Genomic DNA, 22,254 nt, shown 5'->3' with positions numbered 1-22,254 from the left:
CCATGACCGGAGCCACGGCGTCGAAATACAGTGCGGGAGTTCTGCTGTTCCGGCATGCCCCGCGACTGCAGGTGTTGCTCGGACATATGGGCGGTCCGTACTGGGCGCGCAAGGATGCCGGTGCCTGGTCGGTCCCCAAGGGCGAGTACGCACCGGATTCCGAGGATGCCCGGACGGCCGCGGCGCGTGAGTTCACCGAGGAACTGGGCCTGCCCGTGCCCGACGGCGAGTGGATCGCGCTGGGGGAGTCGCAGTACGGCAGCGGTCGCTCCCGCAAGCAGGTCACCGTGTGGGCCGTGCCCGGCGACCTGGATCCGGACCGAGTGGTCCCAGGCACCTTCGAGATGCAGTGGCCGCCGAGATCCGGCCGCATGCAGACGTTCCCGGAGATCGATCGGGTCGAGTGGCTCGAACCGGAGCTCGCCCGCGAGAAGATCGTCGCTGGTCAGCGTCCGTTCCTGGACCGGCTCGCCGAGGTGCTCGCGGAGGGCTGAGGTTCAGCGGTAGGCGTCGGCGATCTCCTCGCCAGCGGATTCGACGAGCCGGACGCCCTGGAGTTCGTGCACGGTCAGCCGATGGGCGGGGCGCGCAGCATCCCACGTCGGGACGAGGTTACGGCGACGCGCGGCGTAGGCGGTCATGAGATCGCGCGCCAGCCGGGCCGGCGTTACGCGGTCGACCGCGGCCCGCCGCAGAATCACCACCAGCAGATGGTGTGGAACGTCCTCGGGATCGCCGAGCGGCCGGAAGGTCCTCGCCCGCACCGGAACCGACAGCGGCGCAGCCGTTTCCGCGTCCATGAATTCGGTGATCGCGTCCGGCAGTTCGGCCGCGTCCACCGGCGTCGGCACCAGCCGTGGCATGACTGCGGTGGTCGCGGACAAAACGCGCGGCGCGGCACTCGAACCGGGCATCGGGTACACGGTGCGGAGTTGTTCGTGCCGGGCGATCAGATCGGCGAAGGCGTCGCGCAGTCCGACGGCATAGAGATATCCCGTGAAATGCAGGGTGAACGAAGCCGTCCCGGCGGGCGTCGGATCGACAAGCGGCACGGCGCGGACCACCGCGGCGGTAGAGGGCAGTTCCATGCGGCATATCCGTTCCTCGTTCGTACCCCAGTCCCGGCGGCACACGCGGAGCCTAACTCCGAACACGGGTACGGGCGAGGGTTATCGGCCGTACGGCCAGCGCCAGTCGGCCACCTCCGGAATATCGGCGCCGTGCTCGCGCGTCCAGATACGCGCGGCCAGACGGGCGTCGGCCATTTCCTGCCGCAGTCCGGCCGCCTGGGTGCCCAGTCCGGGAACGCGGTCGATCACATCCATCACCAGGTGATAGCGGTCGAGGTCGTTGAGCATCACCATGTCGAACGGGGTCGTGGTGGTGCCTTTCTCCTTGTATCCGCGCACGTGCAGCCCGTCGTGGTTGGTGCGCCGATAGGTGAGCCGGTGAATCAGCCAGGGATAGCCGTGGAAGGCGAAGATGATCGGCCGATCCCGGGTGAACAACGTGTCGAATTCGCGATCGGGCAGGCCGTGCGGATGTTCGTCCGCCGGCAGCAGTCGCATCAGATCGACCACGTTCACCACGCGAATGCTCAACTGCGGCAGCCGTTCCCGCAGAATGGCGGCGGCCGCCAGCGTCTCCAGGGTCGGCACGTCGCCGGCGCAGGCCAGCACGACATCGGGGGTCGTGCCCGCCTTGTCGTTGTGGCCGGCCCATTCCCAGATACCGGCCCCGCGGGCACAGTGCAGACGCGCCTCGTCGACCGACAGCCAATCCGCCTGCGGCTGTTTGCCGGCCACCACCACGTTCACGTAATGGCGGGAACGCAGGCAGTGGTCGTAGGTCGACAGCAGCGTATTGGCGTCCGGCGGCAGATAGACGCGCACGATCGAAGGCTGCTTGTTCATCACCACATCGAGGAAACCCGGGTCCTGATGGGTGAATCCGTTGTGATCCTGCCGCCACACATGAGAGGTCAGCAGATAATTCAGGCTCGGAACGGGCCGGCGCCACGGCACCGCGCCGCTGGCGTCCAGCCATTTCGCGTGCTGGTTGAACATCGCGTCGACGATGTGGATGAATGCCTCGTAACAGGTGAACACACCGTGCCGCCCGGTGAGCAGGTAGCCCTCCAGCAGGCCCTGGCACATATGCTCCGACAGCACCTCGATCACGCGGCCGCGGCGGTCCAATTTCACGTCGAATTCGCCGATGTCGGCCTGCCAGTTGCGGCCGGTGACGGTGAGTACGTCCTGGAGCCGGTTACTGGCCAATTCGTCGGGCGCGAAGATCAGGAAATTGTCGCGGTTGGCATCGGTGACATCGCGCAGCCACGTGCCCAGCACCTGGGTGGCCTCGTGCGAGGTGGCACCCGGCGCGGTGACCTCCACGCCGTAGCGCCGCCAATCGGGCAGTCGCAGATCCTGCATCGTGGCGCCGCCGTTGGCCACCGGATTGGCGCTCATCCGCCGCGGCCCCGCCGGGACCTGGCGCAGCAACTGCGGATACGGGCGGCCGTCCTCGTCGAACAATTCCGCGGGACGATACGACCGCAGCCACTGCTCGAGCACCCGGCGGTGACCGTCGTCGGAACGCGCGGCCGGGAGCGGCACCTGATGGGCGCGGAAGGTGCCCTCCACCTGGTCGCCGTCGACCACCGGCGGGCACGTCCAGCCCTTGGGCGTGCGCAGCACGATCATCGGCCAGCGGGGCCGTGTCCCGTCGGCACTCTCGCGCGCGGCGCGCTGGAATTCGGCGATGCGGTCCAGGCTGCGGTCCAGCGCGGTGGCCATCGCCTGGTGTACGGCCGCGGGGTCGTTCCCGGCGACGATGATCGGGTCGTAGCCGTAACCGTGCAGCAGCGACAGCAGTTCGGCTTCCGGAATGCGGGCCAGCAGGGTCGGATTCGCGATCTTGTACTGGTTGAGCGCCAGGATGGGCAGCACCGCGCCGTCGCGCGCCGGATTGAGGAATTTGTTCGCGTGCCAGCTGGTCGCCAGCGGCCCGGTCTCGGCCTCGCCGTCGCCGATCACGCAGAACACGGTCAGGTCGGGATGGTCGAGCGCGGCGCCGTAGGCGTGCAGCAGGGAGTAGCCGAGTTCGCCGCCCTCGTGGAAGGAACCCGGTGTCTCGGGTGCGCAATGGCTGGGCACGCCGCCGGGGTAGGAGAACTGCGCGAACAGCGCGCCCATCCCGGTCCCGTCGCGCGAAATGTTGCTGTACAGCTCGGAATACGTGCCTTCCAGCCAGGCACACGCATTCGGTCCCGGGCCACCGTGTCCCGGTCCGGCGACGAAGACCGCGTTCAGATCGCGGGCCCGGATCGCCCGATTGGCATGGGCCCAGACCAAATTCAGTCCCGGCACGGTCCCGAAGTGCCCGAGCAGACGCGGTTTGATGTGCTCGGCCGCCAGCGGGGTGCGCAGCAGGGGATTGGCCGTCAGATAGATCTGGCCCACCGCCAGATAGTTCGCCGCGCGCCACCACGCGTCGAGATCGGCGAGTTCGTCCGGGGACAGCGGGCCGGGGACCTCGGCCAGCCGATACGGTTCGGGCGCGATCGTGGCGCCGCCGCTACCGCCGATGTTGTCGGCCGCCGTATCCGCGCCGGTCGGGTCGGTGGCCGGCACCGGACCTTCCGAACTCGCCAAGTCGGTCACGATCGTGCTCCTCGCAGTGGGGTGTTCGGGTAACCGCTTCGGATGGAGACTCGACGCCAGGCTACCGGGCCGCGACGTTCCCGGGCCGATCCGCACCCGCAGCCCGGATATCCGCACCCGCCGCCGGAAAACCTCCCGCGCCCGCCGAATCGAACGGCGGTGACGGGGCCCACAGCCGGATCGTTCCCCGCACCGATTAGGGTGCGGCGCATGCAGACTTTGGCCAGGATCATCGGCACGGCCGCCGTCGCGGTCGCGGCGGTCGCCCTCACCGCCTGCGGCGGCAACGACGACAACGGCTCGGCGACGACCTCGAGCACCGTCGCAGGCACCCAGCCGACCGCGGGCACCTCGGCCGCCGCGGCTCCCACGGCGAGCCACGGCCGCGAATGCACCGCCGACGACATCGGTGTCACCGGCGGCTTCGGCCAGGCGCCGACCATCACCATTCCCGACAACTGCGATCCGCCGAAGCAACTGGTCACCAAGGATCTCGTCGAGGGCACCGGCCCGGCGGCGGCGACCGGCCAGCCGGTGGAGATGAACTACACGCTGGTCACCTGGTCGGACAAGAAGAAGCTGGACAGCTCCTTCGGCCGTGGCCAGACCTTCCCGCTCACCCTCGGCACCGGTGAGGTCATCCAGGGCTGGGACCAGGGCCTGATCGGCATCAAACAGGGCGGCCGCCGCCTGCTGATCATTCCGCCGGACCTCGGCTACGGCCAGGGCGGCCAGGGTGTGAAGCCCAACGAAACCCTCGTCTTCGTCACCGATGCCGTGAAGGTCGGTTGATCGACGCCTTGCCGGCACAGCTGCCGCCGAACGAGGCGGGCCAGCCGATTGCGGCCCGAATACTGCTGTCGACTACCCTTGATCGGATGCGATTTCGGGGGGAGACAGCGCCGTTGTACGGCGGCACCCGAACATCGTCGCCGGCGGATCACACCTCCGTCCGGCGGCCACACAGACCAGTGAACAACGAACAAGGAGCATGTCCGTGAAGAGCACCGTCGAGCAGCTGAGCCCGACCCGGGTCCGCATCAATGTCGAGGTGCCCTTCGAGGAGCTGAAGCCGGACTTCGATAAGGCGTACCGGGCGCTGGCCCAGCAGGTTCGCATTCCCGGCTTCCGTCCGGGCAAGGCCCCGGCCAAGCTGCTCGAGGCCCGCCTCGGTCGCGGCGCCATCCTGGAGCAGGTCGTCAACGACGCGCTGCCGGCGCGCTACAGCGAGGCCGTCACCGCCTCCGAGGTGAAGGTGCTCGGCCAGCCCGAGATCGAGATCACCAAGATCGAGGACGGCGACGAGCTGGCGTTCACCGCCGAGGTCGACGTCCGTCCCGAGATCGCGCTGCCCGACTACGAGAGCATCGAGGTCACCGTCGATCCGCTGAGCATCGGCGACGAGGACATCGAGCAGCAGCTGCAGTCGCTGCGTCAGCGCTTCGGAACCCTGAAGACCGTCGAGCGCGCCGTGCAGGAGGGCGACTTCGTCTCCATCGACCTGTCGGCCACCGTGGACGGCGAAGAGGTCTCCGAGGCGACCACCTCCGGTCTGTCGCACGAGGTCGGCTCCGGCCAGCTGATCGAGGGCCTGGACGACACCCTCGTCGGCCTCAAGGCGGAGGAGTCGAAGGATTTCACCTCCACCCTGGTGGCCGGCGAGCACGCCGGTAAGGAAGCCGTGATCACCGTGAAGGTGAACTCGGTCAAGGAGCGCGAGCTGCCCGAGGCCGACGACGAATTCGCCCAGATGGCAAGCGAATTCGACACCATCGACGAGCTGAAGGAAGATCTGCGCAAGCGGGTCGAGCAGAGCAAGAAGGTGCAGCAGGCCGGCGAGATCCGCGACAAGGTGCTCGAGGCGCTGCTGGACAAGACCGAGGTGCCGCTGCCCGAGGCCGCGGTGCAGGCCGAGGTCGACGCCGTGCTGCACGACGCGGTGCACGGGTTCGACCACGACGAGGCGAAGTTCGCCGAGGCGCTCGAGGCCCAGGGCAGCACCCGCGAGGAGTTCGACAAGGACTCCAAGGAGGCCGCCGAGAAGTCGGTGAAGACCCAGCTGCTGCTGGACGCGGTCGCCGAATCGGAGAACACTCAGGTCGGCCAGCAGGAGCTGACCGAGCGGATCCTGTTCCAGTCGCAGCGCTACGGCATGGCGCCGGAACAGTTCATCCAGCAGATCCAGCAGGCCGGTCAGCTCGGCGCGATCTTCGCCGACGTGCGCCGCGGTAAGGCGCTGGCCGGCGTGGTGATCAAGGCCAAGGTCACCGACACCGACGGCAACACGGTCGACACCGCCGAGATGTTCGGTGAGCCGGCCGAGACGGTGCCGGATTCCGAGGGCGCCTCGGAGTCGGCCGAGAACGCCGCCGAGTAGCCATCGGCGACATATGAGTCAGCTGTAAGCGAAGCAAGGCGGTACCGGGAGTTCGGTGCCGCCTTGTTTCGTTAGGGTTTGTGTCAACCGAATCAGGCCGCGGTCGGACGTCGGGGACGGAGGCGGTAGCTTGCGTAACCACGAAGGGCCCCGGAAGACCGCATATTGGACAGAGGCTGTGCCGGCAGGCATCGTGCCGGCGAGAGAGGGCAGGTATCCGTGACAATCAATCAGGCTGTGGCACCTTTGAAGTCGGGGCCGGTCATGACATCCGCGACTGCTGGGCTCAACCTCAGTGATTCGGTGTACGAGCGTTTGCTCCGCGACCGCATCATCTTCCTGGGCACCCAGGTCGACGACGACATCGCCAACAAGCTGTGCGCGCAGATCCTGCTGCTCACGGCCGAGGACCCGAACCGCGACATCTCGCTCTACATCAACTCCCCCGGTGGGTCGGTCACCGCGGGTATGGCCATCTACGACACCATGCAGTACGCCGAATGCGATATCGCGACCATCGCGTTCGGCCTGGCGGCCTCGATGGGCCAGTTCCTGCTCACCGCGGGCAGCAAGGGCAAGCGCTTCGCATTGCCGCACACCCGGATCATGATGCACCAGCCCTCCGCCGGTATCGGCGGTAGCGCGGCCGACATCTCGATCTACGCCGAGCAGCTCGCTCACACCAAACGAGAGCTGAACGAGCTGCAAGCGCAGCACACCGGTCAGTCCATCGAACAGGTGACCGCCGATGCCGACCGCGACCGCTGGTTCACCGCGGACCAGGCGCTGGAGTACGGCTTCATCGACCGCGTGATCACCAATGCCCGCCAGGCGAACGGCGCCGGTAACTGAGCGCGAAACCGCTCATCCCCCATCGACTTTGGAGACGAAGATGACCCTGATCGACCCGCGTGCCGGCCTGTCCGGTACCGCACCGGCGAGCCCGCAGGCCCGCTACATTCTGCCGTCGTTCATCGAGCACTCGAGCTTCGGCGTCAAGGAGTCCAACCCCTACAACAAGCTGTTCGAGGAGCGCATCATCTTCCTCGGCGTGCAGGTGGACGACGCCTCGGCCAACGACATCATGGCGCAGCTGCTGGTGCTGGAGTCGCTCGATCCCGACCGCGACATCACCATGTACATCAACTCGCCCGGTGGTTCCTTCACCTCGCTGATGGCCATCTACGACACCATGCAGTACGTGCGTGCCGATGTCGCGACGGTCTGCCTGGGCCAGGCGGCCTCCGCGGCGGCGGTGCTGCTGGCGGCGGGTACCCCGGGTAAGCGGGCCTGCCTGCCCAACGCCCGCGTGCTGATCCACCAGCCGTCGCTGGAGGGTGGCATCCAGGGCCAGGTCTCCGATCTGGAGATCCAGGCCGCCGAGATCGAGCGCATGCGCCGGTTGATGGAGACCACGCTGGCCCGCCACACCGGTAAGGACGCCGACACCATCCGCAAGGACACCGATCGCGACAAGATCCTGACCGCCGACGAGGCCAAGGATTACGGAATCATCGACACGGTGTTCGACTACCGCAAGCTGAGCGCCCAGAAGAAGTAATCCGGCCGCGGGGCCCGCAGAGCGGGCTCCGCGGGCGCTGGTCCGGGCGGCGGAGCGAGGTCGGCACCGCCCGGATCGGCAGCCGGGATGGCCGCGGGGAGAGTGCGTCGGGTGAGCTTTCCGACACTCTCTGCGCGAGAAACATCCTCGAGTTGTCGACCTCCGTCGCGTCGACCGGGTACGGTCGGTCTAGGGACCTTGGCTCATGGGGTGTCGGCATAATCGACCGACCCGGACGACATACGCCGAAGTGCGAGAATCCGATCGACGCGCGACACTGATCGGATGCACGGCGGGTAGCGTTGTTCGAAGGCGGCTTGTCGGCATCCGGGACAGACGGTTGCACGCGGACAAGGAAGTAGGGACCCACGAGATGGCGCGCATCGGTGATGGCGGCGATCTGCTGAAATGCTCGTTCTGCGGAAAGAGTCAGAAGCAGGTCAAGAAGCTCATTGCGGGACCAGGGGTGTACATCTGCGACGAGTGCATCGACCTCTGCAACGAGATCATCGAAGAGGAGCTGGCCGAGTCGAGTGAGGTCAAACTCGACGAGCTGCCCAAGCCGGCCGAGATCCGGGAATTCCTCGAGCAGTACGTGATCGGCCAGGATTCGGCCAAGCGGACGCTGGCCGTGGCCGTCTACAACCATTACAAGCGCATCCAGGCCGGTGACAAGGGCCGCGACAGCCGCGGCGAGCCGGTCGAGCTGATGAAGTCGAACATTCTCATGCTCGGCCCCACCGGCTGCGGTAAGACCTACCTCGCGCAGACGCTGGCCAAGATGCTCAACGTCCCGTTCGCCATCGCGGACGCCACCGCGCTGACCGAGGCCGGCTATGTCGGTGAGGATGTCGAGAACATTCTGCTCAAGCTGATCCAGGCCGCCGATTACGACGTCAAGCGCGCCGAGACCGGCATCATCTACATCGACGAGGTCGACAAGATCGCCCGCAAGAGCGAGAACCCGTCGATCACGCGCGACGTCTCCGGTGAGGGCGTGCAGCAGGCGCTGCTGAAGATCCTCGAGGGCACCCAGGCGAGTGTGCCGCCGCAGGGCGGGCGCAAGCATCCGCATCAGGAATTCATCCAGATCGACACGACGAACGTGTTGTTCATCGTGGCCGGTGCCTTCGCCGGGCTGGAGAAGATCGTGCAGGACCGGGTCGGCAAGCGCGGCATCGGTTTCGGCGCCGAGGTCCGGTCCAAGGCCGAGATCGACACCGCCGACCACTTCGCCGAGGTCATGCCCGAGGATCTGATCAAGTTCGGCCTGATCCCCGAATTCATCGGCCGCCTGCCGATGGTCGCCTCGGTGACCAACCTCGACAAGGATTCGCTGGTCCGCATCCTGTCCGAGCCGAAGAACGCACTGGTGAAGCAGTACGTGCGCCTGTTCGAGATGGACGGTGTGGACCTGGAGTTCACCAAGGACGCCCTGGAGGCGGTGGCGGATCAGGCCATCCTGCGCGGCACCGGCGCTCGCGGTCTGCGCGCCATCATGGAAGAAGTGCTGCTGCCGGTGATGTACGACATCCCCAGTCGCGACGATGTGGCCAAGGTGGTCATCAACGCCGAGACGGTCAACGACAATGTGCTGCCGACCATCGTGCCGCGCAAGCGTCAGGCGGCCGAGCGTCGCGAGAAGTCGGCCTGATCGCCAGAGCATTTCCGAAAGCTGCGAAAGGGGCGGGAGGTCGAAACCTCCCGCCCCTTTTTCGTGCCCGCGATCCGGGCTCGCGATTCGCTCAGTCCTGTGCCCAGGGCACTCGACAGGAATCGGTGCTGAAGCCCTGTGCGGTGATGCCGAGCGCCGAATACGTCCGGGCACGGGAATTCTCCAGCGCGATCTGATAACTCAGCTCCACGACGCCCGCGTCGCCGAAGCGAGCCCGCAAATCCGCGATCTGCTCATCGGTGACCGTGGTGGGAGTGGCGGTCATGGCGTCGGCGTAGGCGATCGCGGCGCGCTCGTCCGCGCTGTAGGCCGCCGAGGTCTCGTATTCCGCGATCTGCTTCAGCTTGTCGATATCGAGGTGGCTCAGCCGCATGAGCATCGTGCCGAAATCGACGCACCAGGAACAGCCGATCGTCCAGGCCACCCGGTAGACCGCGATCTCGAGAACATCGTCGGGTACGACGGAGGTGGCGCGGCCGACCAGGGATTCGTGTGCCGCGTAGGCCGTGAGCATCTTCGGGTGATTGGCGAGCACGGCGATCGGCTCAGGCACCTCGCCGAACCTGCGCTTGCTGACGCGGTACATGATCCGGGTCAGCGGGCCCGCCTGTTGCGGCGGCACCGGGGGGATGCGGGTGGCACTCATGATTCTCCCTTCGGAGGACGGTTCACCCCTTGGACGAGACACCGTCTCGCGGCGTGACGGGCCGCGGATGTGATGCCGGTCTCACTCACTCCTCAGCGTAGTCGCCTGGGACGAACAAATAATAAGCGTAGACATATGATGTGCTACAGCATACGATAAGTCTATGACCAATATTGCCGGACTCGATCGCAAGGCGGTCGACTACAGCGTGACGATCGTGTCGAAGGTGTCCCGTGCCGATCTGCACCGGCCCACACCCTGTGACGAATGGGATCTCGCCCAGTTGCTCACCCATATGGCCGTGCAGCACCGCGGTTTCGCGGCGGCCGCACGCGGGCACGGCGACGATGTGACCGTGTGGCGGATGGATCCCCCGGCGGATCCGGTGGCGGCCTACCGCGAGGCGGCGGCCGACGTGACGGCCGCCTTCTCCGAAGCCGGTGTGCTGCAACGGGATTTCGCCCTTCCCGAATTCGGGTCCGGGTTCACCGCTCCGGGCGATCAGGCGATCGGCTTCCATCTCATCGACTACGTCGTGCACGGATGGGATGTGGCCCGGGCGATCGATCTGCCCTACGACCTGGATTCGGAACTGGCGGAGCCGGCCCTGCGGATCGCGGAGGCGGTGCCCGACGGGGACTTCCGGTTGCGGCCGGGGTCGGCGTTCGCGCCCGCGGTGCCTAATACCGCCCCCTCCGATCCGCTCGCCCGGATCCTCAGCCTGCTGGGGCGGCCGCCGTCCTGGCCGGTAGGAGTGAAATAGGCGCCCGCACAATGGAATTGCGCATCCCGGCGCTCGACCTCGCGGCGGCGTCGGCGAAGTCGGCCGGACGGCGGCGGAAGCGGACCGGCGAGCACGTATCTTGTTCGGCATGGCGAATGCGCAGCGACCCGATCTGGCGGCGATGATCGTGCCGCTCGGACGTGCCCTGATGGCGGCCGAGCGGCCGGTACTCGAAGCGCACGGGCTGACGATGTGGGCGTATTCGGTGCTGCTCGCACTGGGGCGGGGGCCCGCGCGTGGGCAGGGCGTGCTGGCGGAGGAGATCGGAGCCGACAAGACGCGCATCATCGCCGTTCTCGACGACCTGCAGGAGCGCGGCCTGATCGAACGTTATCCGGATCCTGCCGACCGGCGGGCTCGCTTGCTGGCCGTGACCGAGGCGGGGCGGGTCCTGGTGCGGGCGGCACAGGCCGATATTCAGGCCAAAGAAGAAGCGCTGCTCGACCGCCTGGATGCGGCGGACCGGTCCGGATTCCTCAACGCCCTGATGGCGCTTGCGGTGGTTCCGCGCGCCGACATCGTCGATGCCGGCGCGGATTCGCAGTAGAAGATCGAGTTGTGGCGGTAGCGAGTGGAGCTGGTCGGAGGCGGTGACGACCGGTAGCCCTGTCGCGCCCGTTGCCGAAGATCGCCGTTGATCTTCCGTGGTTCGCCGTTGAACCTTTTCTCCGATGCTTGCTCATCGTCGGCGAGAGCGAGCCCGTTACTGCTGTTAGGGGCCTTTCCCGGCGGCTGAGCGTAGCTTCACCTATTACGACGGCGCGGGAACCGGATATTCATCGGCGCCGGGTCGCGCAGTTGCGCGCGCTCCCGCGGGGCGGCCACGACGACGGCGGCCGCCAGCGCGGGCAGCAGCACGGCGGCGATCAGACTGAGCGCGAAATTCCCGCCGCTCATCTGTTCCGGCCTGTGCGCGGCGTGGTAGATCAGGTGCGGAATCCCGAAGACCAGCCAGCCGATGCCGGCGACTCGGGCCACCATGCTGTCGCGGTAGTACAGCGCCGCCAGGCTGAGCGCGCCGAAGCCGAGGAAGAACGCCCCGACGTCGGTGGCCAGGTGGTGGTTGTACGGGCCGTCCATCGCGACCCAGTTCAGTCCGAAGCCGGGGAAGCCGCGAAACCACGGTTCGGGCAGCAGCACCGCCCAGACCCCGACCACGATCCCGTTGATCGCCAACAGCCACAACGAGATTCTGGTGATCAGCCAGCGGCGGCGGTTGACGTCCAGGCGCATGCGCACCTGGACCCCCTCACCCGTGCCGTGTACCGAAATCCGCATCGCGCGCCCTCCCGTCCGCCGGTTGTCGCCTTACGGTAAGCCGGGCAAAACGGCGGGACAAGAGGTGCGACACTCACGGCGATGCCGTCGCGGGACTCAGATCTGTTCGCTGATCAGGTCGTCGGGTCCCCAGTAGGCCCGCATGCTCGTGATCCGGCCCTGCTCGTCGAATTCCATGGCGTCGATGGCCGAGAGGGTCATGCGGTGGCCGCCGGCCTCGCCGACGAGAGTGAACGAGACGGCGGCGTGGTTGCCGACGATCCGGGCGGCGTGCAGCTCGGTCTTGCGCTCCATGGACTCCAGCGCCTGGTAGAGCTGGCCGATGGCCTCGTGCCCGTGGCGCGGGTCGCTGCCGATCGGATCCTCGACGACGGCGTCGGGTGCGTAGAGCGACAGGATTTCCGAGGTCGGACCGGTGGCCACCAACTGCACGTAGCGTTCGGCCGTCTCGCGGATCTGCTGCGCTGCCATGTGAACTCCCAAGAATTGAAACGTGTTCTAATTGGCAGGGTAGCAGGGTTCCACGGATCGGGGCGCCGGTTCGCGGGTCAGGTGCCGGTGGCTGCCGCGGGTGCGGTCTCGAGCCGGTCGACGCCGCTGTAGATGTTCATCGTGTCGCCACGCAGGAAGCCGGCCAGGGTGAGGCCGTTGTCGGCGGCCAGGTCGACAGCCAGCGAACTGGGCGCCGAGACCGCGCCGAGCACCGGAATCCCCGCCATGACCGCCTTCTGGACGAGTTCGAACGAGGCCCGGCCACTGACGATCAGAACGGTGTCGTGAGCCGGTACGCGCCCCTCGCGCAGCGCCCAGCCGATCACCTTGTCCACCGCGTTGTGCCGGCCGATGTCCTCGCGCACGGCCAGGACGGTGCCGTCGGGGGTGAACAGCCCGGCCGCGTGCAGCCCGCCGGTGGCGTCGAACACCGTTTGGCGCGAACGCAACTCGCCGGGCAGGGCGGCCAGCAGTGCCGGATCGACGCGCGGTGACCCGGTCGGCAGCCGGAAGCGGCTGCGCGTGCGCACCTGATCGAGCGCGGTGGTTCCGCACAACCCGCACGAACTGTTGGTCACGAATCCGCGGGGCTGGATGGGAACCGCACGGCGCAGCTGGATATCGAGCACGTTGTAGGTGTTGCGACCTTCGTCGTCGGTGCCCGCACAGTACCTCGCCGACACGATGTCGTCCGCCGACTCGATGATGTTCTCGCTGAACAGGAATCCGTGCAGCAGGTCGATGTCGTTGCCGGGGGTGCGCATGGTGACGGTCAGCGCCGTCCCGTCGACGCGCAGTTCCAGCGGCTCCTCCACGGCGAGGGTATCGGGCCGGGAGACGATGCCCGCGGGCGTGATGCGCCGGGTGGGTCTGCGCGCGGTTACTCTGCTCACAAGCTTCCTCGCAGTTCTGATCGGTGCCGCCGCACGGCGGGGCGGTCAGGCGGTGGTGTGGCGGTGCGGTTCCAGCCGGATCACGACCGCCTTGGAGACCGGGGTGTTGGAGCGCTCGGCGACGTGGTCGAGCGGGACCAGAGGGTTGGTTTCGGGGTAGTAGGCCGCGGCGTTGCCGCGTGGCGTCGCGTAGCCGACGATCCGGAAACCGGTGACCCGGCGCTCGACGCCGTCGCTGAATTCGGAGATCAGATCCACGAGATCGCCGTCGGTGTAACCGAATTCGGCGATATCGTCCGGATGCACCAGTACCACGCGTCGCCCGTTGTGGATGCCCCGATAACGGTCGTCGAGGCCGTAGATCGTCGTGTTGTACTGGTCGTGGCTGCGCAGTGTCTGCAGCAACAGCCGCCCCTGCGGGATCCGCGGCCAGTGCAGGTCGTTGACCGCGAAGTTGGCCTTCCCGGAGGCGGTGCGGAACTCCCGGTTGTCGCGGGGTGGATGCGGCAGTTGGAAACCGTTGCGACTGCGCACCTTCCGGTTGTAGTCGGCGCAGCCGGGCACCACCCGGGCGATGGCGTCGCGGATGTGGTCGTAGTCGCGGCGGAACCGCTCCCACGGCACGGGATGCCCGGGGCCGAACAACGCGAGTGCCAGCTCGCAGACGATCGCGACCTCGCTGCGCAGATCATCGCTCACCGGCTGCAGGCGTCCGGTGGACAGATGCACCATCGACATCGAATCCTCCACCGACACCTGCTGTTTCGTCCCGTCCTGCAGATCGAGGTCGGTGCGGCCGAGGGTGGGCAGAATCAGCGCGGTCCGGCCGTGCACGACGTGGCTGCGGTTGAGTTTGGTCGAAATCTGCACGGTCAGTTCGCAGGCGCGCAGAGCGGCCTCGGTGACCTCGGTATCCGGGGTCGCCGAGACGAAGTTGCCGCCCATGCCGACGAACACCGTGGCACGCCCGTCGCGCATGGCGCGAATGGAATCGACCGTGTCCCAGCCGTGTTCGCGCGGTGCGGTAATGCCGAATTCGGAATCCAACGCGTCGAGAAAACTGTCGGGCATCTTCTCCCAGATGCCCATCGTCCGGTCGCCCTGCACATTGGAATGTCCGCGCACCGGGCATACGCCCGCACCCGGCTTGCCGATCATGCCGCGCAACAACAGCAGATTCGTCGCCTCCTCGATGGTGGCGACGCCGTGGCGCTGCTGCGTCAGGCCCATGGCCCAGCAGATGATGGTGGACTTCGAACGGGCCAGCAGCTCGGCGGTACGGTCGAGCTGCTGGCGGGTCAGGCCCGTCGCCTCGACGACCTCGTCGAGATCCACTGCGCGCATATGCTTTTCGTATTCGGCGAATCCCGCGGTGTGCGCGTCGACGAAGATCCGGTCCACCACGGTGCCGGGGGCGAGATCCTCGGCGTCGAACAGCAGTTTCGCCAGGCCCTGGAACAAGGCCATATCCCCGCCGAGGCGAATCTGCAGGAAGTCGTCGGCGATGGTGACGCCGGTGGTGAGACCCTTCACCGTCTGCGGATCCCGGAAGCCGATCAGTCCGGTCTCCGGCAGCGGATTCACCGCGATCACCGTCGCGCCGTGCGCTTTCGCGGTGCTCAGCGCCGAGAGCATGCGCGGATGGTTGGTTCCGGGGTTCTGCCCGGCCACGATGATCAGATCGGCCGCGGCGAAATCGTCGATCGACACCGACCCCTTGCCGATACCGATCGACCGGGTGAGCGCCGCACCGGAGGATTCGTGGCACATATTCGAACAGTCGGGCAGATTGTTCGTGCCGAAGCTGCGCACCAGCAACTGATAGAGAAAGGCCGTCTCGTTGGCGGTGCGCCCGGAGGTGTAGAACACGGCCTCGTCCGGAGAAGGCAGCGCGCGCAGGGTGTCCGCGATCAGCCGGTAGGCGTTCTCCCACGCGATGGGGGAGTAGTGGGTGTCGCCGGGCCGCAACACCATCGGATGGGTCAGGCGTCCCTGCTGTCCCAGCCAGTACCCGGTCTTGCCGGCGAGGTCGTCCACCGAGTGGGTGGCGAAGAATTCCGGCGTGACCGTGCGCAGCGTCGCCTCTTCGGCGACGGCCTTGGCCCCGTTCTCGCAGAATTCGGCCGGGCGGCGGTGGCCCGTCGGTTCGGGCCACGCGCAGCCGGGGCAGTCGAAACCGTGGCGCTGATTGACCCGGGTGAGGGTGCGGGCCGTGCGAACGATGCCCATCTCCTCGACGGCCCGGTCGAGGGCGACCGCGACGGCCGTGACGCCGGCGGCCTGCTCCTTCGGCGGGGTCACCGCCAGCTGGGCTTCGTCGATATCGCGAGTCGGCGGTGTGCGGTGCATAGCACCATCGTCCTCCTGTGTGCGCGGGCGCCGCCTCCGGCCCGCCGATCGCGCGACATCGAGACCGCGAACCGGGCCGCGACGCCGAGCCTACGAGGTATCGTGCCGACAGACCGTGCGGCGCCGTCGGGGATGTTCGCGCACGACAGACGGTCTCGGTTCGCGCTGCGGCGCCTACGACGAGGACGGCATCATGCACGAGACGATCAGCGGGCCGCCCCGGCGGCGGGTGCGCCGTCGGGCCGGCACGGTAGTGGCGGGCGGCATCCTCGGCGCCGCCGCGGTGTTCGCGCTCGCGATCCCGCAGGCGGCGAATGCCGCGGCGACCAGACTCGGCGCCACCCCCGACATGAACTTCGGTATCGCCACCAATTACGGCAGCGGATGCAGTTACACCCTGCAGGCGAACGTCACCGATCCGGTCGCGCCGGTCACCTTCTACGACAACGGAGCTCCGATCGGCGTGGCGCCGCCCGGCGGTGCATATGCGCTCATCACCTGGGTTCCGGCGGTCCCGGGGCGGCACACGCTCAGTGCGGTGCAAGCCGGGCAGCCCGCGCAGATGCCCGCGGCGACCCTCGATCTTCCGGTCGGCACCGGCATCCACCTGGGGTATGCCTGCCTGGTCACCGGCGGTTAGGACTCACCGCGGCGGGTGAACTTCTCCCTCGCCCGGTAGCCCCGTGTCGGCGGCGAGGACGGCCAGTGCCGACTGCAGGGCGGTGCGCTGTGCAGCCGTCAAGGAGCCGGTGAATTCGCGGTCGAGCCGACGCGCCCGCTCCTCGGTCGCGGCGAGCAGTTCGTGCCCGTGGTCGGTGAGGGTTAGGATCTGACGCCGGCGGTCGTCCGGATCCCGGTCGCGGCGCAGTGCCCCCAGTCGTTCGAGATGATCGGCCAATGCCACGACCAGGCTGGGAGCGACGCCCAGCCGGGCCGCCAGATCCTGCTGGGAGGCGGCGACGCCGTGATCGAGTGCGACCAGCACGCCGACATGTTTCGGCTTGAGATCCAACTCCTCGATCGCCGCGGCGAAACGATCGGTCACGATCGCGCCCAGGGTGCCGAGGCGGAAGGCGATCGTCGCGGGAACCGCGGTCTTGACGTGCGTCACGCCCCCGAGTATATCTTTGCCTGAACGATTCAGGTCGTGAATGATTTGCAAGGGGAATGATTATGCTGATGCTGCCCGTGGTCGCCAATTCGGTGGTGGCCGTGATCTCCGGTGTGTCGTGCCTGATCGGCCTGGCGCGACCGCGTCTGGCCCTGGCGGAGGGGGAAGCCCTCACCTCCGCGGCGACGTTCTTTCTCGGTGCCTATGCCGCGCGCGCCCTGCCGCTGAGTGTGGTGACCGTGGCCGTCCTGGTCGCGGGGAACGAAGCGGCCGCGCTGCCCGTGCTGGTCGTCGCGGGACTGGCTCAGATCGGCGATGCGATAATCGGTGTGCGCCAACGGAATACGCCGATGGCGATCACCTGCGTCGGGTTGGCGGCGGTGCACCTGGGCACGGCGGCATGGCTGTTCGCGCGGTGAGGGGTGAGCGGCCATGCCGGCGGGCGGATCCGAGTGCCGTGCACGCGGGGGAGCGCGCGCTGCCCTCGGGCGCAATGCTCGGCCGGTCGGGTCGGATCCGCCCGGCGATCTCAGCCGACCCTGCTCGGAAGCTCCGGCCGCGCGAACGATTCTGTGCCACTTCCCGTTTCGGCCGCGCCGAGCTCGGCGCCGTCGGTTCCGGCGTCGCGGCCTTCCGGTCGCAAGCCGAGCAGTGCCGCCAGCACGGTCGCCGCACACGCCGCGGCGCCGACCCAGAACGCGACGGTGAACTGACTCTCCTGCGGCAACGGCAGATGAGGCAGCAGTTTCGCGGTCAGCAAAGTGGTGATGATGGCGCTGGCGAGCGAGCTGCCGACGGTGCGGGAGATCGAATTGATGCCGTTGGCGATTCCGCTCTGGTGATGGGGGACGCTCGCCGCGATCAGTGCCGGCATCGCCGCGTAGGCGAAGCTGATCGCGACGCCGATCACCACGCTCGCCGCGATCACCGAGCCGGTCGCATCGTGTGCCAGTGCCAGCCAGCCGAATCCGGCCGCGCCGATCGCTCCCGACAGTGCCAGCACACGACGCCCGCCCAGCCGGCCGACCAGAATTCCGCCCGCGGGCGCGGCCACCATCGACGACAGCGTCGCGGGCAGCAGGTACTCGACCGAGGCGCGCAGAATCGAGGCGCCGAATCCGTAACCGGCTACCCGCGAGGGCATCTGGGCCAGATACGACACGCCCATGAACTGCATGAACATCGCGAATCCGATGAACATGCCGGACAGATTGGTGAACAGCACCGGCCGGTGGGTGAACATCCGCAGATCGACCAGCGGAGTGCGCACCCGCCGCTCGGTCACCACCCAGGCCACCGCCATCGCGACCGCGCCGGCGAAGCAGGCGATCGTGGTCGCGGAGGTCCAACCCCATTCGTGCCCTTGGGAAATGGGCAGTAGCAGCAGGACCAGGAAGCCGCCGAGCGTGAGCGCGCCGGGCAGATCGACGCTGCCCGGATGCCGCTTACCCGTGGCCGGCACCGCCACCGCCGCCGCGGCCAGTGCCGCCACCGACAGCACCGCGGTGAACCAGAACACGATGTGATAGTCCGGGTCGGCCCCCTTGGTCAGCAGTCCGGTCGACACCAGGCCGAGGCCGCCGCCGAAGCCGAGTGTGCCGCTGACGATCGCCATCGCGTGATGCAGCCGGCGCGCCGGAATCTCCTCCCGCAGCACGGCCAGGGCCAGCGGGAAGATCGCGGTCGCCACCCCCTGCAGCACCCGGCCGACCAGTAGCACGCCCAGCGAATTCGCCAGCGCCGAGACGATGGAACCGGCCGTGGCCACCGCGAGGACGCCCAGCAGGGTCGGCTTCTTGCCGTAGAGGTCGCCGATGCGGCCCAGCAGCGGTGTGAAGACCGCGGCCGACAGCAGCGTCGCAGTGGTCACCCAGCTGACCGATGTGGTCGAGACCTGCAGCTTCGTCGCGATCAGGCCCAGAATCGGCACGGCCTGGGTCTGCATGACCGTCACGATCATCGCCGCGAAGGCCAATATGCCGGTCAGCAGCGAACCTCTGCGCTCCACAGCCACCTCCAGAAAATTGAAGACCTATATGTTTGAAGACCTCAAGTATTTAAGGAGTCGACGATAGCCGTTGTCAATCGTTTCGGTAGCATCGCAGCTATGTCACCGGACACAGCGCAGAGCCCGCTGGCATTGCTGATCGCGCGCTTCGTCTCGGCCTACCTGCAGGATTTCCTGACCGCGGCCGAGGGGCACGGGCTCACCCTGACCCAGGCCAAACTGCTGCTGGCGCTCAACGAACCGCCCGCCGAGCTGCCCATGCGGGTCCTGGCCGACCGGATGGCGTGCGATCCGTCGAATCTGACCGGTGTCGCCGATCGCATGGAAGCGCGCGGCCTGGTCCGGCGCACGGTGAATCCCGCCGACCGGCGCGTCAAATACCTCGTGTCCACCGATGCCGGCCGTGAGCTGGCCGCGCAGATCCGCGGCTCACAGGTCCGCGCGTACAAGGCGCTGGCCGAATTGGCGCCGGAGGACGAAGAGGTGCTGCGGGAGTTACTGGAACGGCTGGTCCCGAAACTCGAGAACGCGGAGTAGCGCCGCGGCGGCGCTGTCTTTCAGGAGGCGAATCGTCCGCTGCGCAAAGCGCTTTCGCGGTGCTGCGGCGGAAAGCCCGGCCCCAGCCGCGCCGAGACGTCGGCGTGCCGCAGCGGTTCTCCGCATTGTGCGCACACCACTTCGGCGTGCGTGTCGTTCCCGCACGTGTCGTGATGGACGACCACCGGCGGTCCGGCCTCCGGGGCGAGCCAGCGGTCACCCCAGCGCATCATGGCCGTGAGTACCGGAAAGAAATCGCGTCCCTTGTCGGTGAGCCGGTACTCGTAGCGGACCGGGCGGTCCCGGTAGGGGACCTTCTCCAGCATCCCCTCGTCGACCAGCCGGGTGAGGCGCTGGGTGAGGACGTTGCGGCTCAGGCCCAGCGTGCGTTCGAAATCATCGAAACGCGTTGTGCCGTAGAAGGCTTCGCGCAACACCAGCGGCGTCCACCAATCACCGATCAGATCGACCGTGCGGGCGACCGAACAGGGCCAGGTGGCGAAGGTGGTGCGCTTCATGTACCCACCGTATCGATCCGGGCGGGGACGTACTTGTGCCACGGGGTGCCGACCCACTCGTCACGTTCGTCGAAGGCGGTCAGCTCATTGGGCGCCGCCCCGCTGGTGAGGACCTCGTCCGCCTCGACGACGGACAGGCCCAGGCCGTTGGGTAGCGACAGATGTCCGCTGCGCATGCGATCGGTCGGCTCGACGGTCACCTGCGCACTGCCGGTGCGGGTGGACAGGCGCACCCGATCTCCGGAGGACAGGCCCAGCCGCAGAGCATCGGCGGTGCTGATGCGCAGCGCGCCGCCGGGATCGCGTTTGCGCCAGGCCGGATCGCGCATGATGGTGTTGGCGGTGAAGGAGCGCCGTTCCCCGGCGGCCAGGACGAACGGCCAGTCGCGGTCCTCGTGCGGTTGCGGGAGTGTGGCCAGCGCCGACAGCAGTTCCGGGACGGCGAGGCGGACGATGCCGCCGCGCAGCCGGTTCCAGGTCTCGTCGACCTCGTCGTCGGTGATCACCACGCCGTGCTCGCCGGTCAGGATCGCCTCGAACAGCCGCTCGCCGGCCGCGAGACCGGTGCCGTAGCCGGCCCGCTCGACGCCGGACGGGTTCTTCCGGGCGCAGGTGTACGCGGCGCCCCACAGCACCGCGGCGGCAGCGGCGCCGTCGGGCAGCGTCGGGCCGAGCGTGCGGTAGAGCAGGATCGGAGCCAGCTTCGCCTTCGCGGGATCGGCTAGGACGGCGAGAAACGCCATGGCGAAGGCCTCGCGGCCCTGATCGAGTGCCGCGCGCAGCGGCCGGTAATCGTCCTCGGTCAGGACGCCGGCCGCCTCGACCAGCCGGGCGTGGATCTCGGGTTCGGCGAGTACACCCGCAGGAGCCGGGAGTACCGGATGCCGCAGATGGAAGACGTTGCGGGGGAATTCGAAATTGAAGAAGGTCGCCTCGTACTTCTCGAACTGAGTCGGCGCCGGCAGCACGTAGTCGGCCGCGCGGGCGGTTTCGGTCATCGCCACGTCGATGACGACCACCAGCTCCAGCGCCGCCAGCGCGGCCCGCATCCGAGCCGAATCCGCCAGTGAATGAACGGGATTGGCGCTCTCGATGATCATCGCCCGATAGCGGGCGGGATGGTCGGTCAGGATCTCCTCGGTGATCACATTGCACGGCACCAGCCCGCTGATGATGCGCGCGCCCACGACCGGGCTGCGCGGACCGGAGTCGGCGGGATGGCCACGATCGTGCCCGATCGCCGCCATTCCGGAGAAGGCGTACTGCGTACCGGATTTGCCGAGGTTTCCGGTGAGCAGCCAGAGCAGTTTCTCGACGTAGCTGACCAGGGTCGAGTGGCGGTTCATCTGCACGCCGAGGTCCTCGAGCGCGGCCACCGAATCCGCCGCTGCCAGGCGGCGTGTCGCGGCGGTGACCAGGTCGATCTCGACATCGGCCAGGGTGCAGTACTCCTCGATCGGCACCGCGCGCAGTACCGCCGCCACCTCGTCGAAACCTTCGGTGTGCGCGGCCAGCCAGTCGTGGTCGACCAGGTCGTCGCGGATCAGGATCGCCGCCATCGCGGCCAGTAGATAGACATCGGTCCCGGGCCGCAGTTGCAGATGGAAGTCCGCCAGTTCGGCGGTTTCGGTGCGGACCGGATCGAGCACGATGATCGACCGCCGCGGATCGCGCGCGATCTCCTTCAACACCGAGCGGGCGCGCGGGAAGCCGTGGGATTGATACGGGTTCTTGCCGATGAACAACGCCACCTCGGCATGTTCGACATCCGAGCGGACCGGATGGCCGGTCATTCGCGCGCCGACCCAGAAATCGCCGGTCTTCTCCTGGGCCAGCGCACTGGATCGATAGCGCATGCCGTAGGCGGCCATGGTGGCCGGAGCGTAGGCGCCGCCGAGATGATTGCCCTGGCCGCCGCCACCGTAGTAGAAGATCGATTCGCCGCCGTATGCGGCGCCGATCTCGCGCATGCGCGCGGAGATCTCCGAAATGGCGGTATCCCAATCGATTTCGGTGAACGAGCCGTCGGGGTTGCGGCGCAGCGGCGCGGTCAGGCGACCGGTGCGCCCGTTCTGGTACCGGTCCAGCTGCAGGGCCTTGTTGCAGGTATAGCCGGCCGAGGAGGGGTGCAGCTTGTCGCCGCGAATCTTGTCGAAGCTGCGGCCGTCGGCGCCCAGCAGCACCTGGATGCCGCAGTTGCACTCGCACAGGATGCATGCCGTCGGATGCCATTCGGTCATAACGGCAGCGTAGGGGAGTTAGTTCACAAACGCTACTAGCAAATCGGGCCGATGGTCCCCGCCTCGTGCCAGGCTTGGGCAGGGGCCGATGAGTTTGTCCGTTCGGCGCCGTCGTACCGG

The 22,254-nt window shown here is 67.7% G+C and carries 22 protein-coding genes; 11 read left to right on the top strand and 11 right to left on the bottom strand.

The genetic code is table 11. The annotated features are described in order from the left end of the window. Positions 1-2 precede the first annotated feature (2 nt). The gene (locus NMI01S_RS24345) at positions 3-494 is read left to right on the top strand and encodes an NUDIX hydrolase (RefSeq protein ID WP_063000738.1); all 492 of its coding nucleotides are present in this window, start codon (positions 3-5) and stop codon (positions 492-494) included. A 3-nt stretch (positions 495-497) separates the two neighbouring features. On the opposite strand, the gene NMI01S_RS24340 is transcribed toward NMI01S_RS24345, so the two are convergent. Both NMI01S_RS24340 and NMI01S_RS24335 read right to left on the bottom strand, forming a co-directional pair. After that, positions 498-1,088 (bottom strand): condensation domain-containing protein, encoded by a 591-nt coding sequence (locus tag NMI01S_RS24340; RefSeq protein ID WP_063000736.1) that lies wholly within the window; start codon positions 1,086-1,088, stop codon positions 498-500. A gap of 81 nt (positions 1,089-1,169) precedes the next feature. Beyond that, positions 1,170-3,566, bottom strand: coding sequence for a phosphoketolase family protein (locus NMI01S_RS24335; protein WP_084513231.1), 2,397 nt, complete (start codon positions 3,564-3,566; stop codon positions 1,170-1,172). A 309-nt stretch (positions 3,567-3,875) separates the two neighbouring features. Between NMI01S_RS24335 and NMI01S_RS24325 the strand changes: the two genes are divergently transcribed. The 5 genes from NMI01S_RS24325 (at position 3,876) to clpX (ending at position 9,257) form a co-directional block, all read left to right on the top strand. After that, complete coding sequence (locus NMI01S_RS24325) at positions 3,876-4,457, top strand: FKBP-type peptidyl-prolyl cis-trans isomerase (protein WP_063000732.1); 582 nt, start codon at positions 3,876-3,878, stop codon at positions 4,455-4,457. Between the two features lie 205 nt (positions 4,458-4,662). Next, positions 4,663-6,042, top strand: a complete 1,380-nt coding sequence (gene tig / locus NMI01S_RS24320; protein ID WP_063001070.1) for a trigger factor — start codon at positions 4,663-4,665, stop codon at positions 6,040-6,042. Positions 6,043-6,306: 264 nt separating this feature from the next. Next, on the top strand, positions 6,307-6,894 hold the full coding sequence (locus NMI01S_RS24315; protein ID WP_063000731.1) for an ATP-dependent Clp protease proteolytic subunit: 588 nt from the start codon (positions 6,307-6,309) through the stop codon (positions 6,892-6,894). 40 nt (positions 6,895-6,934) lie between these two features. Beyond that, the gene (locus NMI01S_RS24310; RefSeq protein WP_063000730.1) at positions 6,935-7,603 is read left to right on the top strand and encodes an ATP-dependent Clp protease proteolytic subunit; all 669 of its coding nucleotides are present in this window, start codon (positions 6,935-6,937) and stop codon (positions 7,601-7,603) included. A gap of 373 nt (positions 7,604-7,976) precedes the next feature. Continuing rightward, positions 7,977-9,257, top strand: a complete 1,281-nt coding sequence (clpX, locus tag NMI01S_RS24305) for an ATP-dependent Clp protease ATP-binding subunit ClpX (RefSeq protein WP_063001068.1) — start codon at positions 7,977-7,979, stop codon at positions 9,255-9,257. Positions 9,258-9,348: 91 nt separating this feature from the next. On the opposite strand, the gene NMI01S_RS24300 is transcribed toward clpX, so the two are convergent. Beyond that, complete coding sequence (locus NMI01S_RS24300; protein WP_063000729.1) at positions 9,349-9,924, bottom strand: carboxymuconolactone decarboxylase family protein; 576 nt, start codon at positions 9,922-9,924, stop codon at positions 9,349-9,351. Positions 9,925-10,087: 163 nt separating this feature from the next. Here NMI01S_RS24300 and NMI01S_RS24295 point away from each other — a divergent pair, with 163 nt between their 5' ends. Further along, positions 10,088-10,687, top strand: coding sequence for a TIGR03086 family metal-binding protein (locus NMI01S_RS24295; protein ID WP_063000728.1), 600 nt, complete (start codon positions 10,088-10,090; stop codon positions 10,685-10,687). Between the two features lie 109 nt (positions 10,688-10,796). Next, a complete protein-coding gene (locus NMI01S_RS24290; RefSeq protein ID WP_063000727.1) occupies positions 10,797-11,255 on the top strand; it encodes a MarR family winged helix-turn-helix transcriptional regulator in 459 nt (152 codons plus the stop codon). Between the two features lie 197 nt (positions 11,256-11,452). Here NMI01S_RS24290 and NMI01S_RS24285 read toward each other — a convergent pair whose 3' ends face one another. The 4 genes from NMI01S_RS24285 to NMI01S_RS24270 form a co-directional block, all read right to left on the bottom strand. Then, positions 11,453-11,986, bottom strand: a complete 534-nt coding sequence (locus NMI01S_RS24285; protein ID WP_063000726.1) for a hypothetical protein — start codon at positions 11,984-11,986, stop codon at positions 11,453-11,455. Positions 11,987-12,082: 96 nt separating this feature from the next. Beyond that, the gene (locus tag NMI01S_RS24280) at positions 12,083-12,457 is read right to left on the bottom strand and encodes a nuclear transport factor 2 family protein (RefSeq protein ID WP_030512726.1); all 375 of its coding nucleotides are present in this window, start codon (positions 12,455-12,457) and stop codon (positions 12,083-12,085) included. A gap of 77 nt (positions 12,458-12,534) precedes the next feature. Beyond that, entirely contained in the window at positions 12,535-13,371 is an 837-nt protein-coding gene (fdhD, locus tag NMI01S_RS24275; protein WP_063000724.1) for a formate dehydrogenase accessory sulfurtransferase FdhD, read from the bottom strand. Positions 13,372-13,416: 45 nt separating this feature from the next. Then, complete coding sequence (locus NMI01S_RS24270) at positions 13,417-15,720, bottom strand: FdhF/YdeP family oxidoreductase (RefSeq protein WP_063000722.1); 2,304 nt, start codon at positions 15,718-15,720, stop codon at positions 13,417-13,419. A gap of 193 nt (positions 15,721-15,913) precedes the next feature. Between NMI01S_RS24270 and NMI01S_RS24265 the strand changes: the two genes are divergently transcribed. Further along, the gene (locus tag NMI01S_RS24265) at positions 15,914-16,360 is read left to right on the top strand and encodes a hypothetical protein (RefSeq protein WP_157126332.1); all 447 of its coding nucleotides are present in this window, start codon (positions 15,914-15,916) and stop codon (positions 16,358-16,360) included. A gap of 3 nt (positions 16,361-16,363) precedes the next feature. Here the strand turns inward: NMI01S_RS24265 and NMI01S_RS24260 are convergent, their stop codons facing one another. Beyond that, on the bottom strand, positions 16,364-16,831 hold the full coding sequence (locus NMI01S_RS24260; protein ID WP_063000718.1) for a MarR family winged helix-turn-helix transcriptional regulator: 468 nt from the start codon (positions 16,829-16,831) through the stop codon (positions 16,364-16,366). A gap of 62 nt (positions 16,832-16,893) precedes the next feature. Here NMI01S_RS24260 and NMI01S_RS24255 point away from each other — a divergent pair, with 62 nt between their 5' ends. Then, positions 16,894-17,250, top strand: a complete 357-nt coding sequence (locus tag NMI01S_RS24255) for a hypothetical protein (RefSeq protein ID WP_063000716.1) — start codon at positions 16,894-16,896, stop codon at positions 17,248-17,250. Between the two features lie 110 nt (positions 17,251-17,360). Here NMI01S_RS24255 and NMI01S_RS24250 read toward each other — a convergent pair whose 3' ends face one another. Continuing rightward, positions 17,361-18,839 carry an MFS transporter gene (locus NMI01S_RS24250; protein WP_245716994.1) on the bottom strand — a complete coding sequence of 493 codons (1,479 nt, stop codon included), beginning with the start codon at positions 18,837-18,839 and terminating at the stop codon, positions 17,361-17,363. Positions 18,840-18,938: 99 nt separating this feature from the next. Between NMI01S_RS24250 and NMI01S_RS24245 the strand changes: the two genes are divergently transcribed. Next, positions 18,939-19,376, top strand: a complete 438-nt coding sequence (locus NMI01S_RS24245) for a MarR family winged helix-turn-helix transcriptional regulator (protein WP_063000712.1) — start codon at positions 18,939-18,941, stop codon at positions 19,374-19,376. A 20-nt stretch (positions 19,377-19,396) separates the two neighbouring features. Here NMI01S_RS24245 and NMI01S_RS24240 read toward each other — a convergent pair whose 3' ends face one another. Both NMI01S_RS24240 and NMI01S_RS24235 read right to left on the bottom strand, forming a co-directional pair. After that, the gene (locus NMI01S_RS24240) at positions 19,397-19,894 is read right to left on the bottom strand and encodes a winged helix-turn-helix transcriptional regulator (protein ID WP_063000710.1); all 498 of its coding nucleotides are present in this window, start codon (positions 19,892-19,894) and stop codon (positions 19,397-19,399) included. Further along, entirely contained in the window at positions 19,891-22,134 is a 2,244-nt protein-coding gene (locus tag NMI01S_RS24235) for a molybdopterin-dependent oxidoreductase (protein ID WP_063000708.1), read from the bottom strand. Before NMI01S_RS24235 ends, NMI01S_RS24240 begins: the two co-directional genes overlap by 4 nt. Positions 22,135-22,254 lie beyond the last annotated feature (120 nt).

The organism is Nocardia mikamii NBRC 108933 (assembly GCF_001613505.1).
Classification (GTDB): Bacteria; Actinomycetota; Actinomycetes; order Mycobacteriales; family Mycobacteriaceae; genus Nocardia; species Nocardia mikamii.
The sequence above is the reverse complement of the archived record's forward strand: the minus strand, read 5'-3'. Positions and strand labels throughout refer to the sequence as shown.

Excerpts from the sequence above, each read along its gene's own strand:
- NMI01S_RS24345 (WP_063000738.1), top strand. The coding sequence starts at position 3 with ATGACCGGAGCCACGGCGTCGAAATACAGTGCGGGAGTTCTGCTGTTC.
- NMI01S_RS24340 (WP_063000736.1), bottom strand. The coding sequence starts at position 1,088 with ATGGAACTGCCCTCTACCGCCGCGGTGGTCCGCGCCGTGCCGCTTGTC.
- NMI01S_RS24325 (WP_063000732.1), top strand. The coding sequence starts at position 3,876 with ATGCAGACTTTGGCCAGGATCATCGGCACGGCCGCCGTCGCGGTCGCG.
- NMI01S_RS24315 (WP_063000731.1), top strand. The coding sequence starts at position 6,307 with ATGACATCCGCGACTGCTGGGCTCAACCTCAGTGATTCGGTGTACGAG.
- NMI01S_RS24310 (WP_063000730.1), top strand. The coding sequence starts at position 6,935 with ATGACCCTGATCGACCCGCGTGCCGGCCTGTCCGGTACCGCACCGGCG.
- clpX (WP_063001068.1), top strand. The coding sequence starts at position 7,977 with ATGGCGCGCATCGGTGATGGCGGCGATCTGCTGAAATGCTCGTTCTGC.
- NMI01S_RS24300 (WP_063000729.1), bottom strand. The coding sequence starts at position 9,924 with ATGAGTGCCACCCGCATCCCCCCGGTGCCGCCGCAACAGGCGGGCCCG.
- NMI01S_RS24295 (WP_063000728.1), top strand. The coding sequence starts at position 10,088 with ATGACCAATATTGCCGGACTCGATCGCAAGGCGGTCGACTACAGCGTG.
- NMI01S_RS24290 (WP_063000727.1), top strand. The coding sequence starts at position 10,797 with ATGGCGAATGCGCAGCGACCCGATCTGGCGGCGATGATCGTGCCGCTC.
- NMI01S_RS24285 (WP_063000726.1), bottom strand. The coding sequence starts at position 11,986 with ATGCGGATTTCGGTACACGGCACGGGTGAGGGGGTCCAGGTGCGCATG.
- NMI01S_RS24280 (WP_030512726.1), bottom strand. The coding sequence starts at position 12,457 with ATGGCAGCGCAGCAGATCCGCGAGACGGCCGAACGCTACGTGCAGTTG.
- NMI01S_RS24270 (WP_063000722.1), bottom strand. The coding sequence starts at position 15,720 with ATGCACCGCACACCGCCGACTCGCGATATCGACGAAGCCCAGCTGGCG.
- NMI01S_RS24265 (WP_157126332.1), top strand. The coding sequence starts at position 15,914 with ATGCACGAGACGATCAGCGGGCCGCCCCGGCGGCGGGTGCGCCGTCGG.
- NMI01S_RS24255 (WP_063000716.1), top strand. The coding sequence starts at position 16,894 with ATGCTGATGCTGCCCGTGGTCGCCAATTCGGTGGTGGCCGTGATCTCC.
- NMI01S_RS24245 (WP_063000712.1), top strand. The coding sequence starts at position 18,939 with ATGTCACCGGACACAGCGCAGAGCCCGCTGGCATTGCTGATCGCGCGC.
- NMI01S_RS24240 (WP_063000710.1), bottom strand. The coding sequence starts at position 19,894 with ATGAAGCGCACCACCTTCGCCACCTGGCCCTGTTCGGTCGCCCGCACG.
- NMI01S_RS24235 (WP_063000708.1), bottom strand. The coding sequence starts at position 22,134 with ATGACCGAATGGCATCCGACGGCATGCATCCTGTGCGAGTGCAACTGC.